General features: G+C 58.6%; 23 protein-coding genes and 3 pseudogenes. 9 read left to right on the top strand and 17 right to left on the bottom strand.

Features of this window, described 5'->3' with window-relative positions:
• Nucleotides 1-39 precede the first annotated feature (39 nt).
• The 3 genes and pseudogenes from AC2Q8J_RS01710 to AC2Q8J_RS01700 form a co-directional block, all read right to left on the bottom strand.
• Nucleotides 40-1,533, bottom strand: a complete 1,494-nt coding sequence (locus AC2Q8J_RS01710) for an IS91-like element ISCR2 family transposase (RefSeq protein ID WP_108565998.1) — start codon at nt 1,531-1,533, stop codon at nt 40-42.
• Nucleotides 1,534-1,917: 384 nt separating this feature from the next.
• Nucleotides 1,918-2,274, bottom strand: a complete 357-nt coding sequence (locus AC2Q8J_RS01705; protein ID WP_288959983.1) for an ATP-binding protein — start codon at nt 2,272-2,274, stop codon at nt 1,918-1,920.
• A 356-nt stretch (nt 2,275-2,630) separates the two neighbouring features.
• A pseudogene (locus AC2Q8J_RS01700) lies at nt 2,631-2,777 on the bottom strand (hypothetical protein); the annotation flags it as partial.
• A 17-nt stretch (nt 2,778-2,794) separates the two neighbouring features.
• Between AC2Q8J_RS01700 and AC2Q8J_RS01695 the strand changes: the two are divergent.
• Nucleotides 2,795-2,953, top strand: coding sequence for an enoyl-CoA hydratase/isomerase (locus AC2Q8J_RS01695; RefSeq protein ID WP_008250611.1), 159 nt, complete (start codon nt 2,795-2,797; stop codon nt 2,951-2,953).
• Between the two features lie 8 nt (nt 2,954-2,961).
• Here AC2Q8J_RS01695 and AC2Q8J_RS01690 read toward each other — a convergent pair whose 3' ends face one another.
• Nucleotides 2,962-3,942 (bottom strand): alpha/beta fold hydrolase, encoded by a 981-nt coding sequence (locus AC2Q8J_RS01690; protein ID WP_008250612.1) that lies wholly within the window; start codon nt 3,940-3,942, stop codon nt 2,962-2,964.
• A 234-nt stretch (nt 3,943-4,176) separates the two neighbouring features.
• Here AC2Q8J_RS01690 and AC2Q8J_RS01685 point away from each other — a divergent pair, with 234 nt between their 5' ends.
• The gene (locus tag AC2Q8J_RS01685) at nt 4,177-4,572 is read left to right on the top strand and encodes an AraC family transcriptional regulator ligand-binding domain-containing protein (protein ID WP_486451973.1); all 396 of its coding nucleotides are present in this window, start codon (nt 4,177-4,179) and stop codon (nt 4,570-4,572) included.
• The gene (locus tag AC2Q8J_RS01680; protein WP_486452623.1) at nt 4,464-4,688 is read left to right on the top strand and encodes a hypothetical protein; all 225 of its coding nucleotides are present in this window, start codon (nt 4,464-4,466) and stop codon (nt 4,686-4,688) included. The genes AC2Q8J_RS01685 and AC2Q8J_RS01680 overlap by 109 nt, the downstream gene beginning before the upstream one ends.
• A gap of 116 nt (nt 4,689-4,804) precedes the next feature.
• Here the strand turns inward: AC2Q8J_RS01680 and AC2Q8J_RS01675 are convergent, their stop codons facing one another.
• A complete protein-coding gene (locus AC2Q8J_RS01675) occupies nt 4,805-6,298 on the bottom strand; it encodes an IS91-like element ISCR2 family transposase (RefSeq protein WP_108565998.1) in 1,494 nt (497 codons plus the stop codon).
• Between the two features lie 21 nt (nt 6,299-6,319).
• Here AC2Q8J_RS01675 and AC2Q8J_RS01670 point away from each other — a divergent pair, with 21 nt between their 5' ends.
• A complete protein-coding gene (locus tag AC2Q8J_RS01670) occupies nt 6,320-6,772 on the top strand; it encodes a hypothetical protein (protein ID WP_486452627.1) in 453 nt (150 codons plus the stop codon).
• 178 nt (nt 6,773-6,950) lie between these two features.
• Here the strand turns inward: AC2Q8J_RS01670 and AC2Q8J_RS01665 are convergent, their stop codons facing one another.
• The 5 genes and pseudogenes from AC2Q8J_RS01665 to AC2Q8J_RS01645 form a co-directional block, all read right to left on the bottom strand.
• Nucleotides 6,951-8,243 (bottom strand): TonB-dependent receptor plug domain-containing protein, encoded by a 1,293-nt coding sequence (locus AC2Q8J_RS01665; protein WP_348655393.1) that lies wholly within the window; start codon nt 8,241-8,243, stop codon nt 6,951-6,953.
• A 118-nt stretch (nt 8,244-8,361) separates the two neighbouring features.
• Nucleotides 8,362-8,898, bottom strand: coding sequence for a chalcone isomerase family protein (locus AC2Q8J_RS01660; RefSeq protein ID WP_289083255.1), 537 nt, complete (start codon nt 8,896-8,898; stop codon nt 8,362-8,364).
• Entirely contained in the window at nt 8,891-9,109 is a 219-nt protein-coding gene (locus AC2Q8J_RS01655) for a hypothetical protein (protein WP_486451972.1), read from the bottom strand. Before AC2Q8J_RS01655 ends, AC2Q8J_RS01660 begins: the two co-directional genes overlap by 8 nt.
• Nucleotides 9,110-9,310: 201 nt before the next feature.
• A complete protein-coding gene (locus AC2Q8J_RS01650; RefSeq protein ID WP_000219600.1) occupies nt 9,311-9,529 on the bottom strand; it encodes an IS91 family transposase in 219 nt (72 codons plus the stop codon).
• A 182-nt stretch (nt 9,530-9,711) separates the two neighbouring features.
• A pseudogene (locus AC2Q8J_RS01645) lies at nt 9,712-11,047 on the bottom strand (IS91-like element ISCR2 family transposase); the annotation flags it as partial.
• 21 nt (nt 11,048-11,068) lie between these two features.
• Here AC2Q8J_RS01645 and AC2Q8J_RS01640 point away from each other — a divergent pair.
• The 3 genes from AC2Q8J_RS01640 (at nt 11,069) to AC2Q8J_RS01630 (ending at nt 12,815) form a co-directional block, all read left to right on the top strand.
• Complete coding sequence (locus AC2Q8J_RS01640) at nt 11,069-11,521, top strand: hypothetical protein (RefSeq protein WP_486452627.1); 453 nt, start codon at nt 11,069-11,071, stop codon at nt 11,519-11,521.
• Nucleotides 11,522-11,592: 71 nt separating this feature from the next.
• Entirely contained in the window at nt 11,593-12,045 is a 453-nt protein-coding gene (locus tag AC2Q8J_RS01635) for a hypothetical protein (RefSeq protein ID WP_486452626.1), read from the top strand.
• 71 nt (nt 12,046-12,116) lie between these two features.
• Nucleotides 12,117-12,815 (top strand): hypothetical protein, encoded by a 699-nt coding sequence (locus tag AC2Q8J_RS01630; RefSeq protein ID WP_486451971.1) that lies wholly within the window; start codon nt 12,117-12,119, stop codon nt 12,813-12,815.
• A gap of 34 nt (nt 12,816-12,849) precedes the next feature.
• Here the strand turns inward: AC2Q8J_RS01630 and AC2Q8J_RS01625 are convergent, their stop codons facing one another.
• Nucleotides 12,850-14,046 carry an iron-containing alcohol dehydrogenase gene (locus AC2Q8J_RS01625; RefSeq protein ID WP_008250929.1) on the bottom strand — a complete coding sequence of 399 codons (1,197 nt, stop codon included), beginning with the start codon at nt 14,044-14,046 and terminating at the stop codon, nt 12,850-12,852.
• Between the two features lie 36 nt (nt 14,047-14,082).
• On the bottom strand, nt 14,083-15,588 hold the full coding sequence (locus tag AC2Q8J_RS01620; protein WP_190767020.1) for an aldehyde dehydrogenase family protein: 1,506 nt from the start codon (nt 15,586-15,588) through the stop codon (nt 14,083-14,085).
• A gap of 239 nt (nt 15,589-15,827) precedes the next feature.
• On the opposite strand from AC2Q8J_RS01620, the gene AC2Q8J_RS01615 reads away from it, so the two are divergent.
• Nucleotides 15,828-16,847, top strand: coding sequence for an AraC family transcriptional regulator ligand-binding domain-containing protein (locus AC2Q8J_RS01615; protein WP_287434128.1), 1,020 nt, complete (start codon nt 15,828-15,830; stop codon nt 16,845-16,847).
• Nucleotides 16,848-16,988: 141 nt separating this feature from the next.
• Complete coding sequence (locus tag AC2Q8J_RS01610) at nt 16,989-18,488, top strand: arylsulfatase (protein ID WP_286838016.1); 1,500 nt, start codon at nt 16,989-16,991, stop codon at nt 18,486-18,488.
• On the opposite strand, the pseudogene AC2Q8J_RS01605 reads toward AC2Q8J_RS01610, so the two are convergent.
• The 5 genes and pseudogenes from AC2Q8J_RS01605 to AC2Q8J_RS01585 form a co-directional block, all read right to left on the bottom strand.
• Nucleotides 18,375-19,076: pseudogene (locus AC2Q8J_RS01605) on the bottom strand (wax ester/triacylglycerol synthase domain-containing protein); the annotation flags it as partial. The gene AC2Q8J_RS01610 and the pseudogene AC2Q8J_RS01605 overlap by 114 nt on opposite strands.
• A 38-nt stretch (nt 19,077-19,114) precedes the next feature.
• A complete protein-coding gene (locus tag AC2Q8J_RS01600) occupies nt 19,115-20,221 on the bottom strand; it encodes a CaiB/BaiF CoA transferase family protein (protein WP_286838014.1) in 1,107 nt (368 codons plus the stop codon).
• Nucleotides 20,222-20,237: 16 nt separating this feature from the next.
• Nucleotides 20,238-21,473 carry a DUF445 domain-containing protein gene (locus AC2Q8J_RS01595; RefSeq protein WP_286838012.1) on the bottom strand — a complete coding sequence of 412 codons (1,236 nt, stop codon included), beginning with the start codon at nt 21,471-21,473 and terminating at the stop codon, nt 20,238-20,240.
• 169 nt (nt 21,474-21,642) lie between these two features.
• On the bottom strand, nt 21,643-22,143 hold the full coding sequence (locus tag AC2Q8J_RS01590; RefSeq protein ID WP_286838010.1) for a hypothetical protein: 501 nt from the start codon (nt 22,141-22,143) through the stop codon (nt 21,643-21,645).
• Between the two features lie 60 nt (nt 22,144-22,203).
• A complete protein-coding gene (locus tag AC2Q8J_RS01585; protein ID WP_286838008.1) occupies nt 22,204-23,577 on the bottom strand; it encodes an ISKra4 family transposase in 1,374 nt (457 codons plus the stop codon).
• Nucleotides 23,578-23,581 lie beyond the last annotated feature (4 nt).

The following is a 23,581-nucleotide window of genomic DNA, read 5'->3' as shown; positions in this document are numbered from 1 at the left end:
ACGCAGCATTTTGATTGGTATCGTTGGCCTTCAGGCTCGTCAGTCAAACAGACCCAGGAGCAGCTCAGCCGGTGGCGCCCGGCTTTCGGGTAACGCCCTGGTCCCGCTGGTTTCGGCTTTGTGCTTCAGGTGATCAAGGATCTGCTTGATCACTATAGGGTCTTCAATGCAGGCGATGACTTTCATGGCGCCGCCGCAGCCGCTGCAGGTCTCGATGTCGATATTGAAAACACGCTTGAGCCGTTGCGCCCATGTCATCGACGCTCGCCGTTGTGCTGGTGTTGCCGGTTCATCAGCCACCCTGACCTTGTTGCCCCTGCCCCGTTTTGCCGGCGTGACCAACGCCCGGTGCCGACTGTTGGGTGCGAACACCCCGTGGAAGCGGGTTAGGTTGACTCTGGGCTTCGGTACCAGGGCGGCCAGCCTTGCAATGAAATCCAATGGTTCGAAAATGACGTGCGTGGTGCCGTCCCGGTACGGCGTCTTGAGCTGGTAGCGCACGTTGCCGCCTCGTGTTAACGACAGCCGCTTCTCGGATACCGCCGGGCGGCTGATGTACCGGCACAGCCGTTCGAGCTTCTTGCGTTCATCGGCCCTGGCCGCCACGCCGGCGTGCAGGCTGAACCCGGCTACCTTGCCAATCCCGTCACCGAACGGATCACCACTGGTCGGCAGAGTTTGCAAAGTGAACACCTTTCGCCCCGCCTGTGAACCGACAGCGATACGGTAAGTGATCGAGTGCCCCAGCAGGGGTGTCATCGGGTCGTCATCCACCGCATCCGAGGCCAGATAGCTGTTTTCGACATCCCGTTCCAGCAGGCCTTGCCGTTCCAGATAGCGACCCACCCGGTGGGCGATGGTGTGCGTCAGCTGGGTGAGCTCTGGGCTGGTCGGCGCCTTGACCCAGCGGAAACGCGCTGAGCCGTGGGATTGCTCGACATACACACCGTCGAGAAACAGCATGTGGAAGTGAACATTCAGATTGAGCGCCGATCCAAAACGCTGGATCAGGGTGACCGCGCCCGTCTTGGCCACTTGGTGGGTATGGCCCGCTTTCTTGACCAGGTGCGTGGCAATGACGCGGTAAACGATGCCCAGCACCCGCCCCATGATCTCGGGCCGGCTGGCAAACAGGAAACGCAGCTGAAACGGGAAACTCAACACCCACTGACGCATGGGTTGTTCAGGCAGTACTTCATCAACCAGCAAGGCGGCACTTTCGGCCATCCGCCGCGCCCCACAGCTCGGGCAGAAACCGCGACGCTTACAGCTGAAAGCGACCAGGTGCTCGGCGTGGCAAGACTCGCAGCGAACCCGTAGAAAGCCATGCTCCAGCCGCCCGCATTGGAGAAATTCTTCAAATTCCCGTTGCACATAGCCCGGCAATTCCTTTCCCTGCTCTGCCATAAGCGCAGCGAATGCCGGGTAATACTCGTCAACGATCTGATAGAGAAGGGTTTGCTCGGGTCGGTGGCTCTGGTAACGACCAGTATCCCGATCCCGGCTGGCCGTCCTGGCCGCCACATGAGGCATGTTCCGCGTCCTTGCAATACTGTGTTTACATACAGTCTATCGCTTAGCGGAAAGTTCTTTTACCCTCAGCCGAAATGCCTGCCGTTGCTAGACATTGCCAGCCAGTGCCCGTCACTCCCACTCGATTATCAATAAGCCATTTTTATCTTTTGTATTCAACGACTTATTTTCCCGCTAATCGGTAATACCATGAAAAATACCATGCTCAGAAATTTCTTAAAAATAAATCCTTTTTTTGAAAACGGGTCAATTCAAAGGCCGCGAGCCAACCAGCCTTGACCAAAATCCTACCAGCACTATAGAAATGCTCCATCCCTATTGAATATCAACAGCCTAATACTGACGTTCACAATTTTACAGTTCTCTCGACACGAGCCTTCGATGCTAACCACGCATCGCAATATTCCCTGCATCACCTGTTCTGGGAAATCTGATCGTAAAGCGCGTGACGCCGCGTTCGGAGATCACCGCGATGTTTCCTTCATGGGCCTCGACTATGGACTTGACGATAGCCAGCCCCAAGCCAGCACCTTCGCTTTGGCGTTGCCGGGAAGGATCGACCCGGTAAAACCGGTCGAAAATCCTGAGCAAATGCTCGGCTGGAATTTCTGGCCCCGGATTCTGTACGCTGAGTAACGCCCTACCCTCGCCCGATGAATCCAGACGGATCAGCACACTTCTTCCCACTGGTGTGTGGCGTATTGCATTGGACAGCAGATTGGACAATGCGCGACGCAGCATAGCGCGGTGCGCAAATCATCCCGACTAGCAGATTAGTCTTGAACGATTTTCAAACTGGTCATAGCTGAAGTTAGCACCGTATATCCCCCTCGGAGCAGCCGAGCATCGCAGGCTGAAACGGGTCAAGGGGCCGGTTGTCTGAGCCGCGCAGCGGCGAGTTTCCGGCCTCGCCGTCGCTTCGAGAAGCGCAGGGGAGCCGCAGGCCTGCTCCGCGGGGGTGTCTTTTCTTTTGGTGCATTTTCTTTGGACAAGCAAAGAAAAGTCACTCGCCCGTCAGGGCGAAACACTGACCAAACAAAAAGAGCCCACTGAAACATCAGCAGGCTCTTTCACATCAGGCGGAAAGTTCAGACCGCTTACCTGAACACAAACTCCCCGGCTTCCACATCCACCGCAACCTCGTCTCCCGGCGAGTAGGCACCAGCCAGGATCTTCTGCGCCAGCGGGCTTTCGATCCATTGCTGGATCGCGCGCTTGAGCGGACGGGCGCCGCATAAAAAGGGGTCAGACCCCTTTTTCTGTGAAGCGAACCACGAATCTTTTACGGGATGCTGTAGGCTTGTCCGACGGTGTGATGTTTGAGCGCCGCCTGTTCCATTCGCTGTTTGACACCAACGACCAGAAGGCAGGCATGGACGCCTTCGTGAACAAGCGCCAGCCGACCTTCACCCACTCCTGAGCAGGCTCCTAGGATGTCGCGGCGACAAATTTCCCTGTTTCCAACCACGCCACAATTGCGTTCGCCAACTGGTCGCTATTGCTCTCCACCATCATCGCGTGGCCATTTCCCTGGATGCCTTTTTCACCGAGATGAATGAACTCGGCACGCGCGCCGTTTTCATTCAACCAATCCACGATAGGTTTATCGGTCGCGACCGTGTGGTCCGCATCATTGGTCCCCATGATCAGGGCGATGTGCTTACCTTTGTAGCCAGAGAAATCTGCGACACGAGGCGCACTGTTCGCATAGTTCACCCGCTCCAGCAGAAGCCTGGGTGGGATCACATCCAGCGTGGCGACATAAGCGTCCAGGAATTCCCGCGGGAAACGTGTACCGGTGCCTACCAGCTTCTTGGCGGCCCAACCGGGCCCCGCAACAAAAGGCTGCTTGCGACTGATCTTGAGTATGGGCGCTCCTGGTGCCAAACGTACCTCTACGAAGTCGGAAGTGTCTGTCAGAAGCTCCGTCGGAGCACTCACGTTCCCTGGCCCTCCAGGGGCGATGGCAACAAGTTTTTCGATCCGGTCACCGTAAAGTTCGAGCAGCTTCCAGCCGAAAGGGCCCGACATCGAATGCGTCATGACAATCGCGGGGCGATCAAGCGTGGCAAGTAGCTTTCCCAAGCCCCGTATCACCGTTTCTCCGGTCAAGGCGTCATAAGGGATATATCCGCTGCGACCCGTCCCAGGCCAATCTGGCACAACAACCTTATAGCCTTTGGCGGCAAAAACGTGTGCCCAACCAGGTCTGCCATCGGCTGTTACCATATAACAAGCGCCGCTAACCGCCCCGCCGTGGATAAGAACCATCGGTGGTTTGTTGGTCTTCGTGACCGGCTCCAGCACCTCGTAATAAGTCGAGGGATCGCTGACAAATCCGCTATGGAAGTTAATGGCGCTGCTGGAGCGTAAAAATTTCCTGCGGGATGTCGGATCGTTGTTCTTCATAAATGGTCTCGTTAGGTTGATGTGTTATTTGTGACACAGGCTAGACCCATCCCGGGTACCAGACTTGGCCCTAGCGACAAATAACCCGGCAAAACTGTCGGGGTTATACCCACAGGGCCTCGCCTGCAGATTCAAATGGAGGCCCTAAAAGCAGCACTTTTGCCTACGTAATCAAATTGTTATGCTAGCGCTATCCCGTTGAGGGCATAACGATAACGAGGGAACAACCGCAGGATGAGTGATTCCACATCCGCTACGACTATCGCCTCCTACACCATGGCCATCCACATGGCACTGGAAGCGAATGGCCACGATGCGGCCGCTGTATTTAAGGCCGCCGGGTTGAGTGACGCCCCCAGCCAGGATCCACTGGATCGCTATACCACCGTCCAGATGGCCACGCTGTTCCGGGAAGCGGTCAAATCTACCGGCAACCCCGCTTTCGGCTTGGTCGCCGCGCGCGCTTTCTCCACCCCTCCAATGTCCACGCCCTGGGCTATGCCCTGCTGGCCAGCGCCACCCTGCGGGACGCCTGTGAACGGCTGGTCTACTATTTCCGTATTGCCAGCAACCAGGGTTCCTATCGCATCGAGGAGAGCGAAGGCCGCTTCTGCCTGGTTCTGGAGGTAGTTGCAGACGGCGTCGCCTTTGAAACCATCGAGTCCAACAGCTTTGGACCGCAGTTGACTCTTTCGACACCCCTGCGATGCAACCCAATCCGGCTGACGGGGAGCCAGCAACGCTGAAAATTTACCCTCCTCTTTCCCACTAGCGGCTCCTTTTCCGACAACCAGCACGGCGGATCCCTGCCGCGGCGCTGTGAACGCAGCATTTTGATTGGTATCGTTGGCCTTCAGGCTCGTCAGTCAAACAGACCCAGGAGCAGCTCAGCCGGTGGCGCCCGGCTTTCGGGTAACGCCCTGGTCCCGCTGGTTTCGGCTTTGTGCTTCAGGTGATCAAGGATCTGCTTGATCACTATAGGGTCTTCAATGCAGGCGATGACTTTCATGGCGCCGCCGCAGCCGCTGCAGGTCTCGATGTCGATATTGAAAACACGCTTGAGCCGTTGCGCCCATGTCATCGACGCTCGCCGTTGTGCTGGTGTTGCCGGTTCATCAGCCACCCTGACCTTGTTGCCCCTGCCCCGTTTTGCCGGCGTGACCAACGCCCGGTGCCGACTGTTGGGTGCGAACACCCCGTGGAAGCGGGTTAGGTTGACTCTGGGCTTCGGTACCAGGGCGGCCAGCCTTGCAATGAAATCCAATGGTTCGAAAATGACGTGCGTGGTGCCGTCCCGGTACGGCGTCTTGAGCTGGTAGCGCACGTTGCCGCCTCGTGTTAACGACAGCCGCTTCTCGGATACCGCCGGGCGGCTGATGTACCGGCACAGCCGTTCGAGCTTCTTGCGTTCATCGGCCCTGGCCGCCACGCCGGCGTGCAGGCTGAACCCGGCTACCTTGCCAATCCCGTCACCGAACGGATCACCACTGGTCGGCAGAGTTTGCAAAGTGAACACCTTTCGCCCCGCCTGTGAACCGACAGCGATACGGTAAGTGATCGAGTGCCCCAGCAGGGGTGTCATCGGGTCGTCATCCACCGCATCCGAGGCCAGATAGCTGTTTTCGACATCCCGTTCCAGCAGGCCTTGCCGTTCCAGATAGCGACCCACCCGGTGGGCGATGGTGTGCGTCAGCTGGGTGAGCTCTGGGCTGGTCGGCGCCTTGACCCAGCGGAAACGCGCTGAGCCGTGGGATTGCTCGACATACACACCGTCGAGAAACAGCATGTGGAAGTGAACATTCAGATTGAGCGCCGATCCAAAACGCTGGATCAGGGTGACCGCGCCCGTCTTGGCCACTTGGTGGGTATGGCCCGCTTTCTTGACCAGGTGCGTGGCAATGACGCGGTAAACGATGCCCAGCACCCGCCCCATGATCTCGGGCCGGCTGGCAAACAGGAAACGCAGCTGAAACGGGAAACTCAACACCCACTGACGCATGGGTTGTTCAGGCAGTACTTCATCAACCAGCAAGGCGGCACTTTCGGCCATCCGCCGCGCCCCACAGCTCGGGCAGAAACCGCGACGCTTACAGCTGAAAGCGACCAGGTGCTCGGCGTGGCAAGACTCGCAGCGAACCCGTAGAAAGCCATGCTCCAGCCGCCCGCATTGGAGAAATTCTTCAAATTCCCGTTGCACATAGCCCGGCAATTCCTTTCCCTGCTCTGCCATAAGCGCAGCGAATGCCGGGTAATACTCGTCAACGATCTGATAGAGAAGGGTTTGCTCGGGTCGGTGGCTCTGGTAACGACCAGTATCCCGATCCCGGCTGGCCGTCCTGGCCGCCACATGAGGCATGTTCCGCGTCCTTGCAATACTGTGTTTACATACAGTCTATCGCTTAGCGGAAAGTTCTTTTACCCTCAGCCGAAATGCCTGCCGTTGCTAGACATTGCCAGCCAGTGCCCGTCACTCCCAGTTTTGGAATCGGTCGAGCTCCAGGAAAACTCCGTCAAGGACAAGAAGTATTACGGGGTCAATCTGCAAAACGGTGACCTGACCCTGAGTCCGCCACCGGACCTGGTGACCGGCGTGGGCGACTTCCCCTACAGCCTCTCATTCCAACGCTACTACGACTCCAGCAACACGGTTGTCGATGGCGTGACCCCGTCGATCTTTGTGCAACTACCCGCCCTGCTGGCCTATGAGCGCGCCAACCTGGGCGGTGGTTGGAAGCACAGCTTCTCCATCTCGGCCAAGCAGGGCAGTGATGGCCTGGCCGGCATGGGGCGGGACTCCGCGGTGAATGCCTCGGGTCGGTGGCTCTGGTAACGACCAGTATCCCGATCCCGGCTGGCCGTCCTGGCCGCCACATGAGGCATGTTCCGCGTCCTTGCAATACTGTGTTTACATACAGTCTATCGCTTAGCGGAAAGTTCTTTTACCCTCAGCCGAAATGCCTGCCGTTGCTAGACATTGCCAGCCAGTGCCCGTCACTCCCACTCGATTATCAATAACCAACGGGAAAGACGATGCTCACATTCTCGTGATGCAGGCGCTGAAATTCCTCGACTTCATCCTCGCTGTAGTTCAGGCCGAGCTGCCAGAAAACGCTGTCGCCAAGATCGCCGGAAAAGCGCAGTTCGGCATTATAGAAGTCGGTGGTGGCAAACACATTGCGCTCGGTATTAACGGTATCCAGGCCCGACTGTGGGATGAAGCTGCCATCGGACTCAAACTGACCTGCTGATAGCAGCAGGACCATGTCACTGCGTTCACCCAGCCGGTAGTCGAGGCGCATGCCTCCGGAGACGAAGCGGTCATTAAGCCGAAAATTAAGGCCATTATTGGGCCAGTCGGCCGCTTGGGCGTCGGTCGTGTCGGGATCGTTGACCGGGTAGTTGGCCACATCCGGGTGCAGGGCGAATTCGCCGAGAATGGCATTCTGCGATTCGATGGCAATGACCTGCAGGGCTTGAGGCTCGGAGCGGTCGCGCCAGCCGTTGAGATGCAGGTTCAGCGTCCAGTCTTCGCCGCCTTCCCAGCGCAATAACAGCCGTGCGGCATCGCGGTCGACTTCGCCGAGACGGCTGTAGCCGAAGCGCTCGTACTCATTGCCGGGGTCGCGACCGGTTTTGCCATTGTAGGCATCGCTGCCCGCATAACGGGTGCGGCTGCGCTGCCAGCCTTCGCCGGATTGCGTTGTGGTGTAGGCCAAGCGGGCAAACAGGGTATCGGTGAGCGAGCCGGAGACAAAGCCCTCAACCGAGGTGGTGTCAAAGCGGCTGTAGCTGATATCGGCGCCGTACTCCAATTCTTCGCCGGGCTTGTTGGCGATGTAGTTAATGGCGCCGCCGGTCGTGTTGCGGCCATACAGCGTGCCCTGTGGCCCTTTGAGCATCTCTACCCGAGCCAGATCAAGGTTACTGCCCTTACTCATTACCGGAAACGGCAGGTTAAATTCGTCGACGTAGACGCCCACGGTGGCACTGGCAGTCTGGCTATTCTCGTTGAAGCCGACGCCGCGCAGGGTGTAAATGGGGACGTTGAACCCGCCATCGGCGTAGGAGAAGCCGGGCAGCAGTCGCCCTAGGTCGCGGGTGTCGGTGATGCCCAATGCGCTGAGATCCTCGCCTGTGTAGGTCGCGATGGCCAGAGGAATACTGTTGGCCCCCTCTTCCTTTTTCTGAGCGGTGACAACAATTTCTTCAATGCTCAGGCCGCGATCAGCGGCGTGAGTGAGGCCGGGCGCAATAGCCGCAGCGAGGCCTGCAGCGCAGGCGCGAGAGATAAAACGGGTCACAGCGAGTCTACCTTGGGCGTGTAAGACACTGACGAGCAGCGAAAAATGCGCAGATGCTAGCAAACTGTGCTGTAGCGCTGGCGGGTTTTTCTATACTGATGCGTTATATGGTTATAACTTATCGGGCGGCGAGTTCCTGCTGCCAGGCGTCGAGAAAACGGTCGCGCTGTGATTCACTCACGGCCGCAGGCCCCAGCCAGACACTCAATATGAGCTTGGCCGCTTCGGGGTCTTGCAATGTGCCCAGCACGGTATCGTTATGTTGCAGTTGCAGGCCGACATCTGTCTGCCAGCGCAACTGGTAGCGGTCTCCTTTCTCTACGCCCAGATACCAGCTGTTGAAGCGGGCGATATCGTCTCGATGCGGGGCCAATTGTGCATCGTCGTAGGTGTCCTCTAGCTGCTCCTGCGTCAGGTCGCGGAAGCGCTCGGCAGAAACTGACAGGGCGTACTCGATAATAATTTGTTTGCTGTAGCCGGGCGACAGAATGTCATTGTTGGCCGGTGCTTCCTGACGAGGATCGACCTGCAATTGGGTATAGGTCAGTTCTTTCCACAGCAGTTTGAAACGGTCTGCGGCTACGGTTTCCCACGGTGTGGCATGCAGCGTAGTGCTCAGCAGGGTCAGTATGACGGCGACGAATTGCTTAGGCATTGTGCACCTCCTCATTTAGATAGCGCAGCTGGGGTCTGCCCAGCATGAAAAACACCAGAATTTTGAGCGCGACCGGTGCCGCGACGTACGCGGCGGTAATCGCCCAATCCGGCGGCACGGTTGATTGGGCGGGTTGCAGCTGACTGCCCAGCCACAGGTAGCCAATACCCACGGCCAACGTATAGGAAGAATAAACGCCCTTTTCACCCAAGTCCAACAGCTTTGGACCGCAGTTGACTCTTTCGACACCCCTGCGATGCAACCCAATCCGGCTGACGGGGAGCCAGCAACGCTGAAAATTTACCCTCCTCTTTCCCACTAGCGGCTCCTTTTCCGACAACCAGCACGGCGGATCCCTGCCGCGGCGCTGTGAACGCAGCATTTTGATTGGTATCGTTGGCCTTCAGGCTCGTCAGTCAAACAGACCCAGGAGCAGCTCAGCCGGTGGCGCCCGGCTTTCGGGTAACGCCCTGGTCCCGCTGGTTTCGGCTTTGTGCTTCAGGTGATCAAGGATCTGCTTGATCACTATAGGGTCTTCAATGCAGGCGATGACTTTCATGGCGCCGCCGCAGCCGCTGCAGGTCTCGATGTCGATATTGAAAACACGCTTGAGCCGTTGCGCCCATGTCATCGACGCTCGCCGTTGTGCTGGTGTTGCCGGTTCATCAGCCACCCTGACCTTGTTGCCCCTGCCCCGTTTTGCCGGCGTGACCAACGCCCGGTGCCGACTGTTGGGTGCGAACACCCCGTGGAAGCGGGTTAGGTTGACTCTGGGCTTCGGTACCAGGGCGGCCAGCCTTGCAATGAAATCCAATGGCTGCAGGTCTCGATGTCGATATTGAAAACACGCTTGAGCCGTTGCGCCCATGTCATCGACGCTCGCCGTTGTGCTGGTGTTGCCGGTTCATCAGCCACCCTGACCTTGTTGCCCCTGCCCCGTTTTGCCGGCGTGACCAACGCCCGGTGCCGACTGTTGGGTGCGAACACCCCGTGGAAGCGGGTTAGGTTGACTCTGGGCTTCGGTACCAGGGCGGCCAGCCTTGCAATGAAATCCAATGGTTCGAAAATGACGTGCGTGGTGCCGTCCCGGTACGGCGTCTTGAGCTGGTAGCGCACGTTGCCGCCTCGTGTTAACGACAGCCGCTTCTCGGATACCGCCGGGCGGCTGATGTACCGGCACAGCCGTTCGAGCTTCTTGCGTTCATCGGCCCTGGCCGCCACGCCGGCGTGCAGGCTGAACCCGGCTACCTTGCCAATCCCGTCACCGAACGGATCACCACTGGTCGGCAGAGTTTGCAAAGTGACACACCTTTCGCCCCGCCTGTGAACCGACAGCGATACGGTAAGTGATCGAGTGCCCCAGCAGGGGTGTCATCGGGTCGTCATCCACCGCATCCGAGGCCAGATAGCTGTTTTCGACATCCCGTTCCAGCAGGCCTTGCCGTTCCAGATAGCGACCCACCCGGTGGGCGATGGTGTGCGTCAGCTGGGTGAGCTCTGGGCTGGTCGGCGCCTTGACCCAGCGGAAACGCGCTGAGCCGTGGGATTGCTCGACATACACACCGTCGAGAAACAGCATGTGGAAGTGAACATTCAGATTGAGCGCCGATCCAAAACGCTGGATCAGGGTGACCGCGCCCGTCTTGGCCACTTGGTGGGTATGGCCCGCTTTCTTGACCAGGTGCGTGGCAATGACGCGGTAAACGATGCCCAGCACCCGCCCCATGATCTCGGGCCGGCTGGCAAACAGGAAACGCAGCTGAAACGGGAAACTCAACACCCACTGACGCATGGGTTGTTCAGGCAGTACTTCATCAACCAGCAAGGCGGCACTTTCGGCCATCCGCCGCGCCCCACAGCTCGGGCAGAAACCGCGACGCTTACAGCTGAAAGCGACCAGGTGCTCGGCGTGGCAAGACTCGCAGCGAACCCGTAGAAAGCCATGCTCCAGCCGCCCGCATTGGAGAAATTCTTCAAATTCCCGTTGCACATAGCCCGGCAATTCCTTTCCCTGCTCTGCCATAAGCGCAGCGAATGCCGGGTAATACTCGTCAACGATCTGATAGAGAAGGGTTTGCTCGGGTCGGTGGCTCTGGTAACGACCAGTATCCCGATCCCGGCTGGCCGTCCTGGCCGCCACATGAGGCATGTTCCGCGTCCTTGCAATACTGTGTTTACATACAGTCTATCGCTTAGCGGAAAGTTCTTTTACCCTCAGCCGAAATGCCTGCCGTTGCTAGACATTGCCAGCCAGTGCCCGTCACTCCCAGTTTTGGAATCGGTCGAGCTCCAGGAAAACTCCGTCAAGGACAAGAAGTATTACGGGGTCAATCTGCAAAACGGTGACCTGACCCTGAGTCCGCCACCGGACCTGGTGACCGGCGTGGGCGACTTCCCCTACAGCCTCTCATTCCAACGCTACTACGACTCCAGCAACACGGTTGTCGATGGCGTGACCCCGTCGATCTTTGTGCAACTACCCGCCCTGCTGGCCTATGAGCGCGCCAACCTGGGCGGTGGTTGGAAGCACAGCTTCTCCATCTCGGCCAAGCAGGGCAGTGATGGCCTGGCCGGCATGGGGCGGGACTCCGCGGTGAATGCCTCGGGTCGGTGGCTCTGGTAACGACCAGTATCCCGATCCCGGCTGGCCGTCCTGGCCGCCACATGAGGCATGTTCCGCGTCCTTGCAATACTGTGTTTACATACAGTCTATCGCTTAGCGGAAAGTTCTTTTACCCTCAGCCGAAATGCCTGCCGTTGCTAGACATTGCCAGCCAGTGCCCGTCACTCCCAGTTTTGGAACCGGTCGAGCTCCAGGAAAACTCCGTCAAGGACAAGAAGTATTACGGGGTCAATCTGCAAAACGGTGACCTGACCCTGAGTCCGCCACCGGACCTGGTGACCGGCGTGGGCGACTTCCCCTACAGCCTCTCATTCCAACGCTACTACGACTCCAGCAACACGGTTGTCGATGGCGTGACCCCGTCGATCTTTGTGCAACTACCCGCCCTGCTGGCCTATGAGCGCGCCAACCTGGGCGGTGGTTGGAAGCACAGCTTCTCCATCTCGGCCAAGCAGGGCAGTGATGGCCTGGCCGGCATGGGGCGGGACTCCGCGGTGAATGCCTCGGGTCGGTGGCTCTGGTAACGACCAGTATCCCGATCCCGGCTGGCCGTCCTGGCCGCCACATGAGGCATGTTCCGCGTCCTTGCAATACTGTGTTTACATACAGTCTATCGCTTAGCGGAAAGTTCTTTTACCCTCAGCCGAAATGCCTGCCGTTGCTAGACATTGCCAGCCAGTGCCCGTCACTCCCAGTTTTGGAATCGGTCGAGCTCCAGGAAAACTCCGTCAAGGACAAGAAGTATTACGGGGTCAATCTGCAAAACGGTGACCTGACCCTGAGTCCGCCACCGGACCTGGTGACCGGCGTGGGCGACTTCCCCTACAGCCTCTCATTCCAACGCTACTACGACTCCAGCAACACGGTTGTCGATGGCGTGACCCCGTCGATCTTTGTGCAACTACCCGCCCTGCTGGCCTATGAGCGCGCCAACCTGGGCGGTGGTTGGAAGCACAGCTTCTCCATCTCGGCCAAGCAGGGCAGTGATGGCCTGGCCGGCATGGGGCGGGACTCCGCGGTGAATGCCTCGGCGATGATTGCCGGGCTTTACACCTTGCGTACCCTGAATACCGGCAGCACCGGTTTGCGTGAACGCCTGGCCACCGTGCTGGTTACCCACTGGGCGGTGAATCAGCTCAACGCCAATGTGGTCAATGTGCGCCGACCACCCAACGATATCGTCTTCACCCGCCTGCCCGATGGCAGCTATAACGCGCCGCCCGGGTCGGCCGACAAGCTGGTCCAGACCGGGGAACGTACGCCCTACAACAACCTCCCGCAAGGCGCTCACTGATAGTGCTGAAATTTATTTTCATGGTGAGCTCTCCTTATGACCAGTTACAGACGCGGCGGCACACGGACTCAATGATTTCCATCGGGATTGGCAGGAACGCCGCGAGCGGGTCGCCGGCGATGGCCGCAACGATCTCGGACATTTTCGATGCGGGAATATCATGACGGGCAAAGTCCAGCGGGTGCCCCATCTGCACCAACAGCTCGCGAATAGCGGCGGCACAGGCGAGGACAGCATCCCTGCCCTCGCCTTCTACTCCGAACACCCCTTTCAGGCGGTCCGCCACCGGCACATAGAAATCGGGGAATTCTTCCATTACCACGGGTAGCAGTACGCCGTTGGCCTCACCGTGGTGAATATGGCAGACAGCGCCCAGAGCGTGAGCGAAATTGTGTATTGGCGACGCACCCAGATCATTCACCACCGAGTTACAGGCCATGGCGCTGGCGTTGAGCATGGCCTGGCGAGCGAGGACATCCGAGCCATCGGCGACCACCTTCGGCAGGTTTTCGAGGATGACTTTTGCGCTGGTCTCGGCGTGGGCCAGGGTGAAATGGTTCGTGTTGAGATGGCCCATGGTTTCAACTGCGTGGGTCAGGGCATCCATACCGGTGGCGGCCGTCAACATGGGCGGCAGGCCGGTGGTCATGTGCGCATCCAGTACAGCGATATCCGACTCCAGGTAGTTGCTGACGATCAGGTGCTTGATGCCCAGTTCCTTGTTGTAAATCACCGCGCCATTGGTCACTTCCGCACCGGTACCAGCAGTTGTGGGAACTGAGATATGGGGCACGCCCATATATTCCACTTCCGGCCAGTTCATCATTTTCACCGGGGACTTCAGCAACTGGTCCACGCTGTCCACCCCGTTGTACATGGCGAGCTTGACCAGTTTCACCGAGTCGAGCACGCTGCCGCCACCCACGGCCAGCAGGCCGTCGGCGCCAGTTGCCCGTGCCATCGCCAGACAGTCGTCGATACAGCCGGACTCCGCGTCCGGGGCGGTGTCGGTAAATACACCCGCCAGGCGAACGCCGCCGGGGCCACGCTGCTCGTCAAACAGGGCTGCTACCTTGTCGACAATCCCCACATCTTTCAGGCCCTTGTCGCTGACCAGGAGAACTTTCTTGCTTCCCAGGCCGCTGAACAGGCCGGGCAGGCGGATGACAGTGCCGGGGCCCGCGTGAACCATGGTCCGCTGCCAGTATTGAAATGCGCCAGTGCTGGACATCTTTTTATTCCTCTATAGCGTTAATGACAGCCGGGCTCAGACGACCTGGTGAACCAGGCCGAAGAAGGCCTTGGCATTCGGGTCGGTCTCGAAGCTTGTCATGTAGTTCTTGGTTTCCAGGTAGCCTTCCAGGGACGCGATATTGATCTCGCGCCCGTAACCACTCTGCTTGTGGCCGCCGAAGGACATGTCGCCGGTGATCGCGTGCCAGTCGTTGACCCACACGGTGCCCGCCTCCAGCCGCTGGGCGACTGCCTGGGCGCCGATGGGGTCGCCGGTCCACACACCCGCGGACAGGCCGTAGCAGCTGTCGTTGGCCAGGGCGATGGCGTCCTCGACATCGCTGTACTTGATCACCGACAGTACCGGGCCGAAAATCTCCTCGTTGTAGATCTTCATGTCCGGGGTAACATCGGTGAAGATGGTGGGCTGCACAAACATCGCGTCGGAGTACTCGTCAACCTGCAGCGGCCCGCCGCCACAGGCGAGGGTCGCACCTTCTGCCTTGCCGGACTCCACATAGCCCAGCACCCGTTCGTAGTGCTCGCGGTAGGCCATGGGGCCCAGTGTAGTTTCAGGGGCAAACTGGCTGCCGGCCTTCAAATTGCCGACCAGCTCGACCATGCGCGCCACCAGTTCGTCGTGAATGGACTCGTGAACGAACAGGCGGGTGCCCGAGATACAGATTTGTCCCGAACCCAGCAGGAAGCCGAAAGTGGCGCCCCTGGCGGTCAGTTCGATGGGGGCATCTGGCAACACAATACCCGGCCCCTTGCCGCCCAGTTCCAGGGTCACCCGTTTCATGGTTTCGGCCGCCGCCTTCTGGATCATGGTGCCCGTACGACCAGAGCCGGTGAAGGAAATCTTGGCGACACCCGGGTGGGAGGACAGGGCTGCGCCCACGTCCTGGCCGTAGCCGGTAACCACGTTGACCACCCCGGGGGGCAGCAGGTCCTGCATCAGTTCCATCGCCCGCACCACCGCCAGCGAGGCGGTCTCGGCGGGCTTGATGACCACGGTGTTGCCCGCGGCAATCGCCGGCAGCATCTTGAGGAAAGCCAGGAACAGGGGGCCGTTCCAGGCAGTGATCAGGCCACAGACGCCCAGGGGCTGCTTCACCACCCGGACATCGTGCGCCTCGGGTGCGAGCCGCACCGGGGGATACTCGACAAAGGGGTAGCTTTCCAGCCCCTCGGCGAAGATCTGGATAAACTGCATGACCGCAGGAATATCGAAGCCCTTCAGACGAGTGACGCCGAGGCCGGTACAGGCCGCCTCCAGCGTCAGCAATTCCTCCAGGTTGGCACCCAGCACTAGCGCCATCCGGGCGATGATACCTGCACGTTCGCTGGTCGGGGTGTTTTTCCAGGTCTTGAACGCTTCTGCTGCCGCCGCGACAGCCGCGTCGACATCGGCGGCGTTACCCGCCGCGGCCTTGCCGGCAACCTGGCCGGATACGGGATCGATCAGGTCGATATACTGGCCGGATGATGGCGGAACGAACTCGCCGTTGATGATGTGTTGCTGGGTGGGGATGCTCACTGGGACCTCTCCCTGTTAGGTTGATGTGTTATTTGTGACACAGGCTAGACCCATCCCGGGTACCAGACTTGGCCCTAGCGACAAATAACCCGGCAAAACTGTCGGGGTTATACCCACAGGGGCCTCGCCTGCAGATTCAAATGGAGGCCCTAAAAGCAGCACTTTTGCCTACGTAATCAAATTGTTATGCTAGCGCTATCCCGTTGAGGGCATAACGATAACGAGGGAACAACCGCAGGATGAGTGATTCCACATCCGCTACGACTATCGCCTCCTACACCATGGCCATCCACATGGCACTGGAAGCGAATGGCCACGATGCGGCCGCTGTATTTAAGGCCGCCGGGTTGAGTGACGCCCCCAGCCAGGATCCACTGGATCGCTATACCACCGTCCAGATGGCCACGCTGTTCCGGGAAGCGGTCAAATCTACCGGCAACCCCGCTTTCGGCTTGGTCGCCGCGCGCTTTCTCCACCCCTCCAATGTCCACGCCCTGGGCTATGCCCTGCTGGCCAGCGCCACCCTGCGGGACGCCTGTGAACGGCTGGTCTACTATTTCCGTATTGCCAGCAACCAGGGTTCCTATCGCATCGAGGAGAGCGAAGGCCGCTTCTGCCTGGTTCTGGAGGTAGTTGCAGACGGCGTCGCCTTTGAAACCATCGACGCCTGGAACGCCTTCATCATTCGGGTCTTCCGCATGATTTATCGGCCCGATTTCAAGCCCCTATCAGTACGACTGACGCGCCCCCTGCCTGAGGGCTACGTGGACTTGTACACCAGAAGTTTTCACGTGCCGGTAACTTTCGATGCCCCAGACTGTACAATCTGCCTGGACTCTGCCATCGTCGACCTCCCCCTGCTGGGTGGCAACCGGGAAATCGCCAGCGAACACGACAAGATCCTGCAAAACTACATCGCCGCGCTCGACGCGGAGGATATCGTCAACCGGGTCAAGCGGATCATCCTGCGGAAACTCCCTTCGGAGAATTGTACGAAGCAGCATGTTGCCAGCGAACTGGCCATGAGCCCCAGCGCCCTGCAGCAGAAACTGGCGGCAAAGGAAACGAGCTTCCAGGACCTACTGAACCAGGTGCGAAAGTCCCTTGCACTGGACTACATGGAACAGTCCCGCATAAGCATCACCGAGATGAGTTTCATGCTGGGGTTTAACGATACCAGCAGCTTCACCAGGGCGTTTCGGCGCTGGACAGGAAAGTCACCCCGTGACTACCGCCGAGAAAAGGGTGTGGAGCCGTAGCTAAACAAATGGGCTAACAACCTGACCCTGAATACCCCAACTAGCCCGAACGAACAATAAAGCTGCCCTTTCGGTTTTTCCAGGCATCCCCCGAAGCCTTATACGCTATCGTAGCCCCCTGTTAGATACGGGAGGTGCTCGATGAATAAGCTGACACGCATTTTACTGGCAGTGGTATGTCTCAACATGTCTATTGCTACGGAGGCCCGGGCCGCCGATAAACCCAATATCCTCATCATCTGGGGTGATGATATCGGGCCCTACAACATCAGTGCCTACAACATGGGGCGTATGGGGTATAAGACGCCCAATATTGACAAGATCGCGGCCGATGGGATCATTTTCACCGACTCCTATGGTGACCAGAGCTGCACCGCCGGCCGCGCGGGATTCATCACCGGGCAGCACCCGCTGCGCACCGGCCTGACCAAGGTGGGCCTGCCCGGAGCGAAGGAAGGCATGTCCGACAAGGACCCGACCATTGCCACCCTGCTCAAGTCCCTGGGTTACGCCACCGGCCAGTTCGGCAAAAATCATCTGGGTGATCGCGACGAACACCTGCCCACCAATCACGGCTTCGACGAATTCTTCGGCAACCTTTACCACCTCAACGCAGAAGAAGAGCCTGAGCACCCGAACTACCCCAAGGACCCTGCATTCAAGCAGATGTTTGGACCGCGGGGCGTGATCCACAGTTACTCGGATGGAAAAATCGAAGACACCGGTCCCTTGACCAAAAAGCGAATGGAGACCGTGGACGAGGAATTCCTGGGTGCGGCCCTGAAATTCATGGACAAGACCCACAGGGCAGGCAAGCCCTTTTTTGTCTGGTTTAACGCCACTCGCATGCACGTGTGGACCCGGCTCAAGCCTGAATCACAAGGCGTGACGGGACAGGGCCTTTACGCCGACGGACTGGTGGAGCATGACGGTCATGTCGGCCAGTTGCTCGACAAGCTGGACGAGCTGGGTATCGCCGACAACACCATCGTTATGTATTCCACCGATAACGGCGCCGAACTGGCCTTGTGGCCGGACGGCGGCTACACCCCATACCGAGGCGAAAAGAACAGCAGTTGGGAAGGCGGCTACCGGGTGCCGATGATGATGCGCTGGCCAGCCAGGATCGCGGCGGGCCAGGTTTCTAACGAAATCATCGCCATGATGGACTGGATGCCGACCCTTATGGCGGCGGCGGGCAATGACAACATCATCGCGGAACTGAAGAAGGGCAAACGAGTTGGCGGCAAGTCCTACAAAGTGCATCTGGACGGCTACAATTTCCTGCCCTACTTCCTCGGCAAGGATGAAAAGGGGCCGCGCACTGAATTCATCTATACCTCCGATACTGGCGATATCGTAGCGATCCGTGACGGCGATCATGGGACAGAGGGCTATCAGCGGATCGCCCGTGCTCTCACCGAGCCGCTGCAGGTAATCGTGCAAGGCCGCATCGATTATCGCCAGCACCACCTCGTTGACCGTACAGCCGCGCTCCTTGCCAATGGCCTTCACCCGGTCCAAGGGCAGCGTACACACCGCGGTGGAACGGGTCTCCCACTCCAGGGGCTTGTTCAGCAGTGTCGGCGTGGCCGAATAGGGAATCTGCGCCTTACCTTCGCGCACATTGAGCCACTGTAGCCCCATGTCGCTGAGCAGGCCGGTCACCTCCCCCAGGCCGCGGAGCCGCTTGAGAATTGGTTTGAGCGGGTCGCTGTCCCTGCGTTTCCCGGCTGAGGACGGCCGCTCCAGTTCATAGGACCAGGGCGGAACGATTTTTCTGGTCCGGGAGGACGTCGACAGGGCGCCGTACATCCGCTTCACGCCAGTCATACCGTCGATGTAGGCGTGATGGATCTTGCTGTAGACCGCGAAGCGATCATTTTCGAGACCCTCAATAACCTGGCATATCCAGCCGGGCCGGCGCCGGTCCAACATGCCCGCGTGCAGGCGCTGGATCACTTCCATCAACTGCTCGTCAGAGCCGGGCCCCGGTACCGCGGAGTGCCTCACGTGGTAGTCCATATCCATGTCTTCCTGCACTCGCCACTCGGGCATTCCCATGCGGGGAAAATGCGGATAGTAATTGAATGGCGCTACCACAGGGGCGGCCTTAAAGGCGGCCACCAGGTCACGTAGATAGGTATCGGGGGCATTCTTCGGCTTTTTGAAGACCTGCACAGCAGCCACATGCTTGGGACTCTGGGGGGACTCCAGCAGGAAGAACATCAGGTCCATTGGCGGTATGGGTTTGCGCATTATCTGGCCTATTCCTTTGCAAGTGCCTGCATGATCGCTTCACCGTGTTCACCAGGCTTTGGAATCTGCCCCACTTCCTGTTGGGTGACACTGAACCGGGGCGCCGGTGCCGGCTGCAGGCCAGCGCTGCCTTCGACGAAGCACTCCCGCGCCTTGATATGCGCGTTCTCCGCCGCTTCAGGCAGGGTCAGCACCGGGGCGAAACAGGCGTCGGTGCCCGAGAGCAGCTCACTCCAGTGAGACTGCGGCTGATTGGCGAACAGCGCTGCCATTTTCGCGCGGGCAGCAGGCCAGGCATTCTTGTCGTGCTGGCGGGCGAAATCCGGATCGTCGGCAAAGCCGCACAGGGTGATCAGCTCGCGGTAAAAGTTCGGCTCCAGGGCCTGTACCGTGACGTAGCGGCCATCGGCACAGGGATAGGTGTTGCACCAGGGGCTGGCGGCGCCGAAGAAGGTCTCGCCGGGGTTCTCGCTGATTGCACCCTCCTCGCGCACACTGGCCAGCAGGGCCTGGTTGTAGATGGCGCCGTCGCAGATCGCGGCATCGATAACCTGCCCCTCCCCGCCGCGTTGCACATGCAGCAACGCCGAGAGAATGCCCAGCACCAGCATATTGGAACCGGAACCGATATCACCCAGCACCGTGGGTGTGGGGTACGGTGCATCGCCGGGAATCCCGCCATAATGCAGAATCCCGGTGATGGAGAGATAGTTGATATCGTGTCCCGCGGAATGGGACAGAGGGCCGCTCTGCCCCCAGCCGGTCATTCGGCCGTAAACTAGGGAAGGCTTGCGCGCCAGGCAGGCCTCGGGACCCAGGCCCAGGCGCTCCATGACCCCGGGGCGGAAGCCCTCAATCAGGACCTCCGCCTGCTCCACCAGTTGCAGGACCACCTCGATTGCTTCCGGATCTTTCAGGTCCAGGGCGATGGACTGCTTGCCCCGACGGAAATAGGCGAAGTCAGTAGCACCGCCTACCGCGGCGGCGTTCTCACTGGCAACCTTGCGTTCCACCAGGATCACCTCGGCGCCAAGATCGGCCAGCATCATGCCCGCGATCGGGCAGGGACCGATTCCGGCGATTTCAACGACTTTCGTGCCCGCTAAAGGCCCCATATTCACTCCTAGATATTCAGGTAAGTAATGCCCATTGCCAGTAGCCCGCGCCCATCCCCAGGGCCGCACCAACGGCAATCAGTTTCCATTCATCCTCGGCGACGACGGGATGCAGTAATTCGTAAAATTCCTCTGGTGGCAGGCTGCCCAGGCGCTCGGCAATGGTGTTTTCCACATCCAGCGCCTCGTCAATATAAGCAAATGAGCGCGCATCAGGCCGGATAACCTCCTCGAAAGCCCGGTCGCTGACGATACAGCTGATCCTGGCGTATTCGGAAGGACCGATACTGACCACCGCCAGCGGCTTGAGCACCCCCTGCGCATCCTCAATGGCATGATTGACCTCCCGGTGGATCATCGCCCGCAGGCGATCGACCGACTCCTCAATCTTGAGCATCTCGCCAACCACGATCTCGGCGGTGACCAGTTCGGAAGCCATGACCCGGCCGTAGTAGCGCGACACCTCTTTCTGTCGCTTGATAAACAAGCCCTGGACTTTGAATGGCCCCACCTGCACCGGTTGCAGCGGCTTCTGGATGAGGTAGATGGCCAGCGCATTGGTGATATAGCCCACCAACAGCCCGAAAGCCGGCAGCAGCCACCACTGCTGGTAGAAGTACCAGATAAACATCACCGGGATGCCCAGCGGAATACCGAAGTACAGGCCGCTGCGCTGGATAAATTTGAACTCCTGCGCGGCCGCTTCCCGGAACACCCGGGTCAGCATAAGCTTGTCACTGCTGAGCCGCTCTACGATCACCTCGTTGAGGTCCACCAGTTCACCGAGATTCGGCTTGAGATCTTCGATCAGATTTTCCAGCGCAGCGGGGAGTTTCTTCCGCACTTCGGTGTACACCCGCTTCTTGATGGCACCGGGCGCGGCGCTCCAGATGAAATTGCTCACCGAAAGCTGGGGAGAAGTGGCCTGGCCCATCACCTCGTCTACCACCTCTTCCACAAAGGGGTCGAGCCGGTGACTGATCGCCTCGATCAACTGATCGGGATCGATGCGGTCGATAAGTTCTTCCTGGGTGAGAACACGTTTGACGCTGTGCTCCACCGTGATGCGCGCCATCTTCGGCGCATTGGCTGGTATCACTCCCTGCCACCCCAGCGGACCAATGCCGACGAATTCCACAGGACCCATCATCATCTTGACCGCCAGCCAATTGGTGCCATAGCCGACCAGCCCGCTCACTGCGGGTATGGTCAGATAAACCAGGTACTCTTGAAGATACGCTAGATCACTCATGATCGACGACTTTTTCAGCCGGTTTATGGCCAGTAACGAATGGTAGCTTTGATAGTAACGGCAAGCCGCGCGATGACTTTTCCGGAGGGACTGAATACTTAACAATACGGATATTTCCGACTTGCCGGGCTCATTCTGAACAATGACTACAGCATGAGGAGTGTTGTGCTCACTTCTTTTTCGTATCAGCCTTTTCACGCAGCTGGTTCTGCAGCACTATCACGGCGTCTTGGAGAGCTCCAAGCTCTCCTCCCAGTTTGTGCTCTTCTTTATAGGCGCTGAATTCTCGCTCAACAGACACTGTTAGGGATTTCTGATCATCCAGGCTTTCCTGGAGCTCAGCATTTGCCTCAAGATGCGTCGCAATATCACTTTCGAGCTTATCCTTTTGGCGCGTTAGCTCATTGACCTTCGTCTCGAGGGCCACAACGGCCTCCCGGGCAGTCTGGGATTTATGGGACATTTTCTCGAGATCAGCCGTGAGCTTCTTCGCATTGGCCTTTGCTTCGAGTCGCTCCTGGTCAAGGAGCACCATCAATCGGTTTTCAGTTTGCTCAGCCTCCTGCGCTAGTTCCTTACGCTGAGCTGCAATTGCAGTACCGTGCTCCTCCGCTACCCGCGATCGCTCCTCGGCATGCTGCTTGAGTAGCACCCGTTGCTCAGTTTGCATCGACTGAATCGTGGTCTTGTGCTCTTTTTCGGGAGAGCAGGACAAACCGGGGGCAAATCGCTAAGCTGCCTCCTTCATTTCGGGGTACCAGCCCTCAAATGTGTCTCTCAATTGGTCATTCAGGACCTTCGTCCGGACTTGAAGCAACAGGTGGGCGCCTCGCTCTGTCCAGCGCATTTGCTGCTTCTTCACGAATCGCTTGCTTACGACCTGGTTGATGGTTGACTCCACGAACCCCGTGGAAATTCTCTCACCATTCCGGTACCGATAGCCATAGTTTGTGATATTTGTCTGGTTCGAATGGATATATCGCTCGAAGTCTTCCACTGTCTTGAATAACTTGGCCTGTGCCTCGCCGGGCTCCAGGCAATCCAAATGCCAGGTCAGGTCCTCGACAGCCTGCAACGCTCGATACACATTACCGTGCCATAGATACCACTTGATGCGCTTGAGGTGGTCCAGGGCTTTCTCAGTCGCTTTCGGATCCTCCTCACCCGGTAGCCCTTTCGCCATCTGGCGCATTACAGTGAGTCTCATCGTTATGTGAAACCAATCCAAGATATACTCCGCGTGTGGATTCAGGTCGTATTGCAGGGTGCGGACATTCTCTGCTCCGTCGGAGAGAAATGTGACCTGCTGATTCATCTGCATGCCTTGAGATTTCAGCACCTCGTACAGTCGTCGTTTGGGCTTCTCGTCGTAACGAGTGACATAGGCAAAGCATTTAGAATCATTCTCAGCGATGCTCTTGCCGGCGATAACCTCAAAGTGTCCCTCCCCTCGCGATTTTCCGTCCCGACCACGGACGAAGCCACCATCTATGCCAACGGTAATGGGTTCCTCCGGGCGAGGTAATTTGCCCCAGTCCCGCTCCATGCCTTCCAGGTAGATACCCTTCTCCGGTCCCATCGCCTGCTCAACCCGATCAGCGACCCGTTCTACCTGTCTGCGGATTGACGTGGTATTAATCTGGCCCTCCAATGGAAGGACCTCTGACAGGATATCTACCGTGAGCCCATAGGACATCAACGAAGCCCACTTTGCCTCCAGATAGGCAAGTTCCGGTGTCGTTCGCTCTGATAACCGCTTCGAGAGCGGGCTGAAACTGCGATGGTCGGCCTTTTCACAGGGGCAATGTCGTAGCCGTGGGCTATCGAGCTGCACTTTCCCGAATACGGTTTGGCAGACCAGGGAGTGGTGTCCCTTCAAGGATCGCGGGGATCCGCAGATTGGGCAATCCCTGGTATCCCGTAGCCACTCTGACACCTGTTGATTGACGATGCTGGCCTGAAGGTGTTGCAGCAGGTTCTTGCCTTCGGACAGAGATAAACCCAGTGTGCCGGTAGAAAATGTTGTTCTTGTTATGGTCGCGACATCGTGAACGATGAGCTGCCCGTGTTCGGACTCAATGACGACCTGGACCTTGGCTTTCATAGCA

The organism is Spongiibacter sp. C9W, from assembly GCF_057370015.1.
Note: the sequence above shows the minus strand (reverse complement) of the source record. Positions and strands in the feature narration are given on the sequence as shown.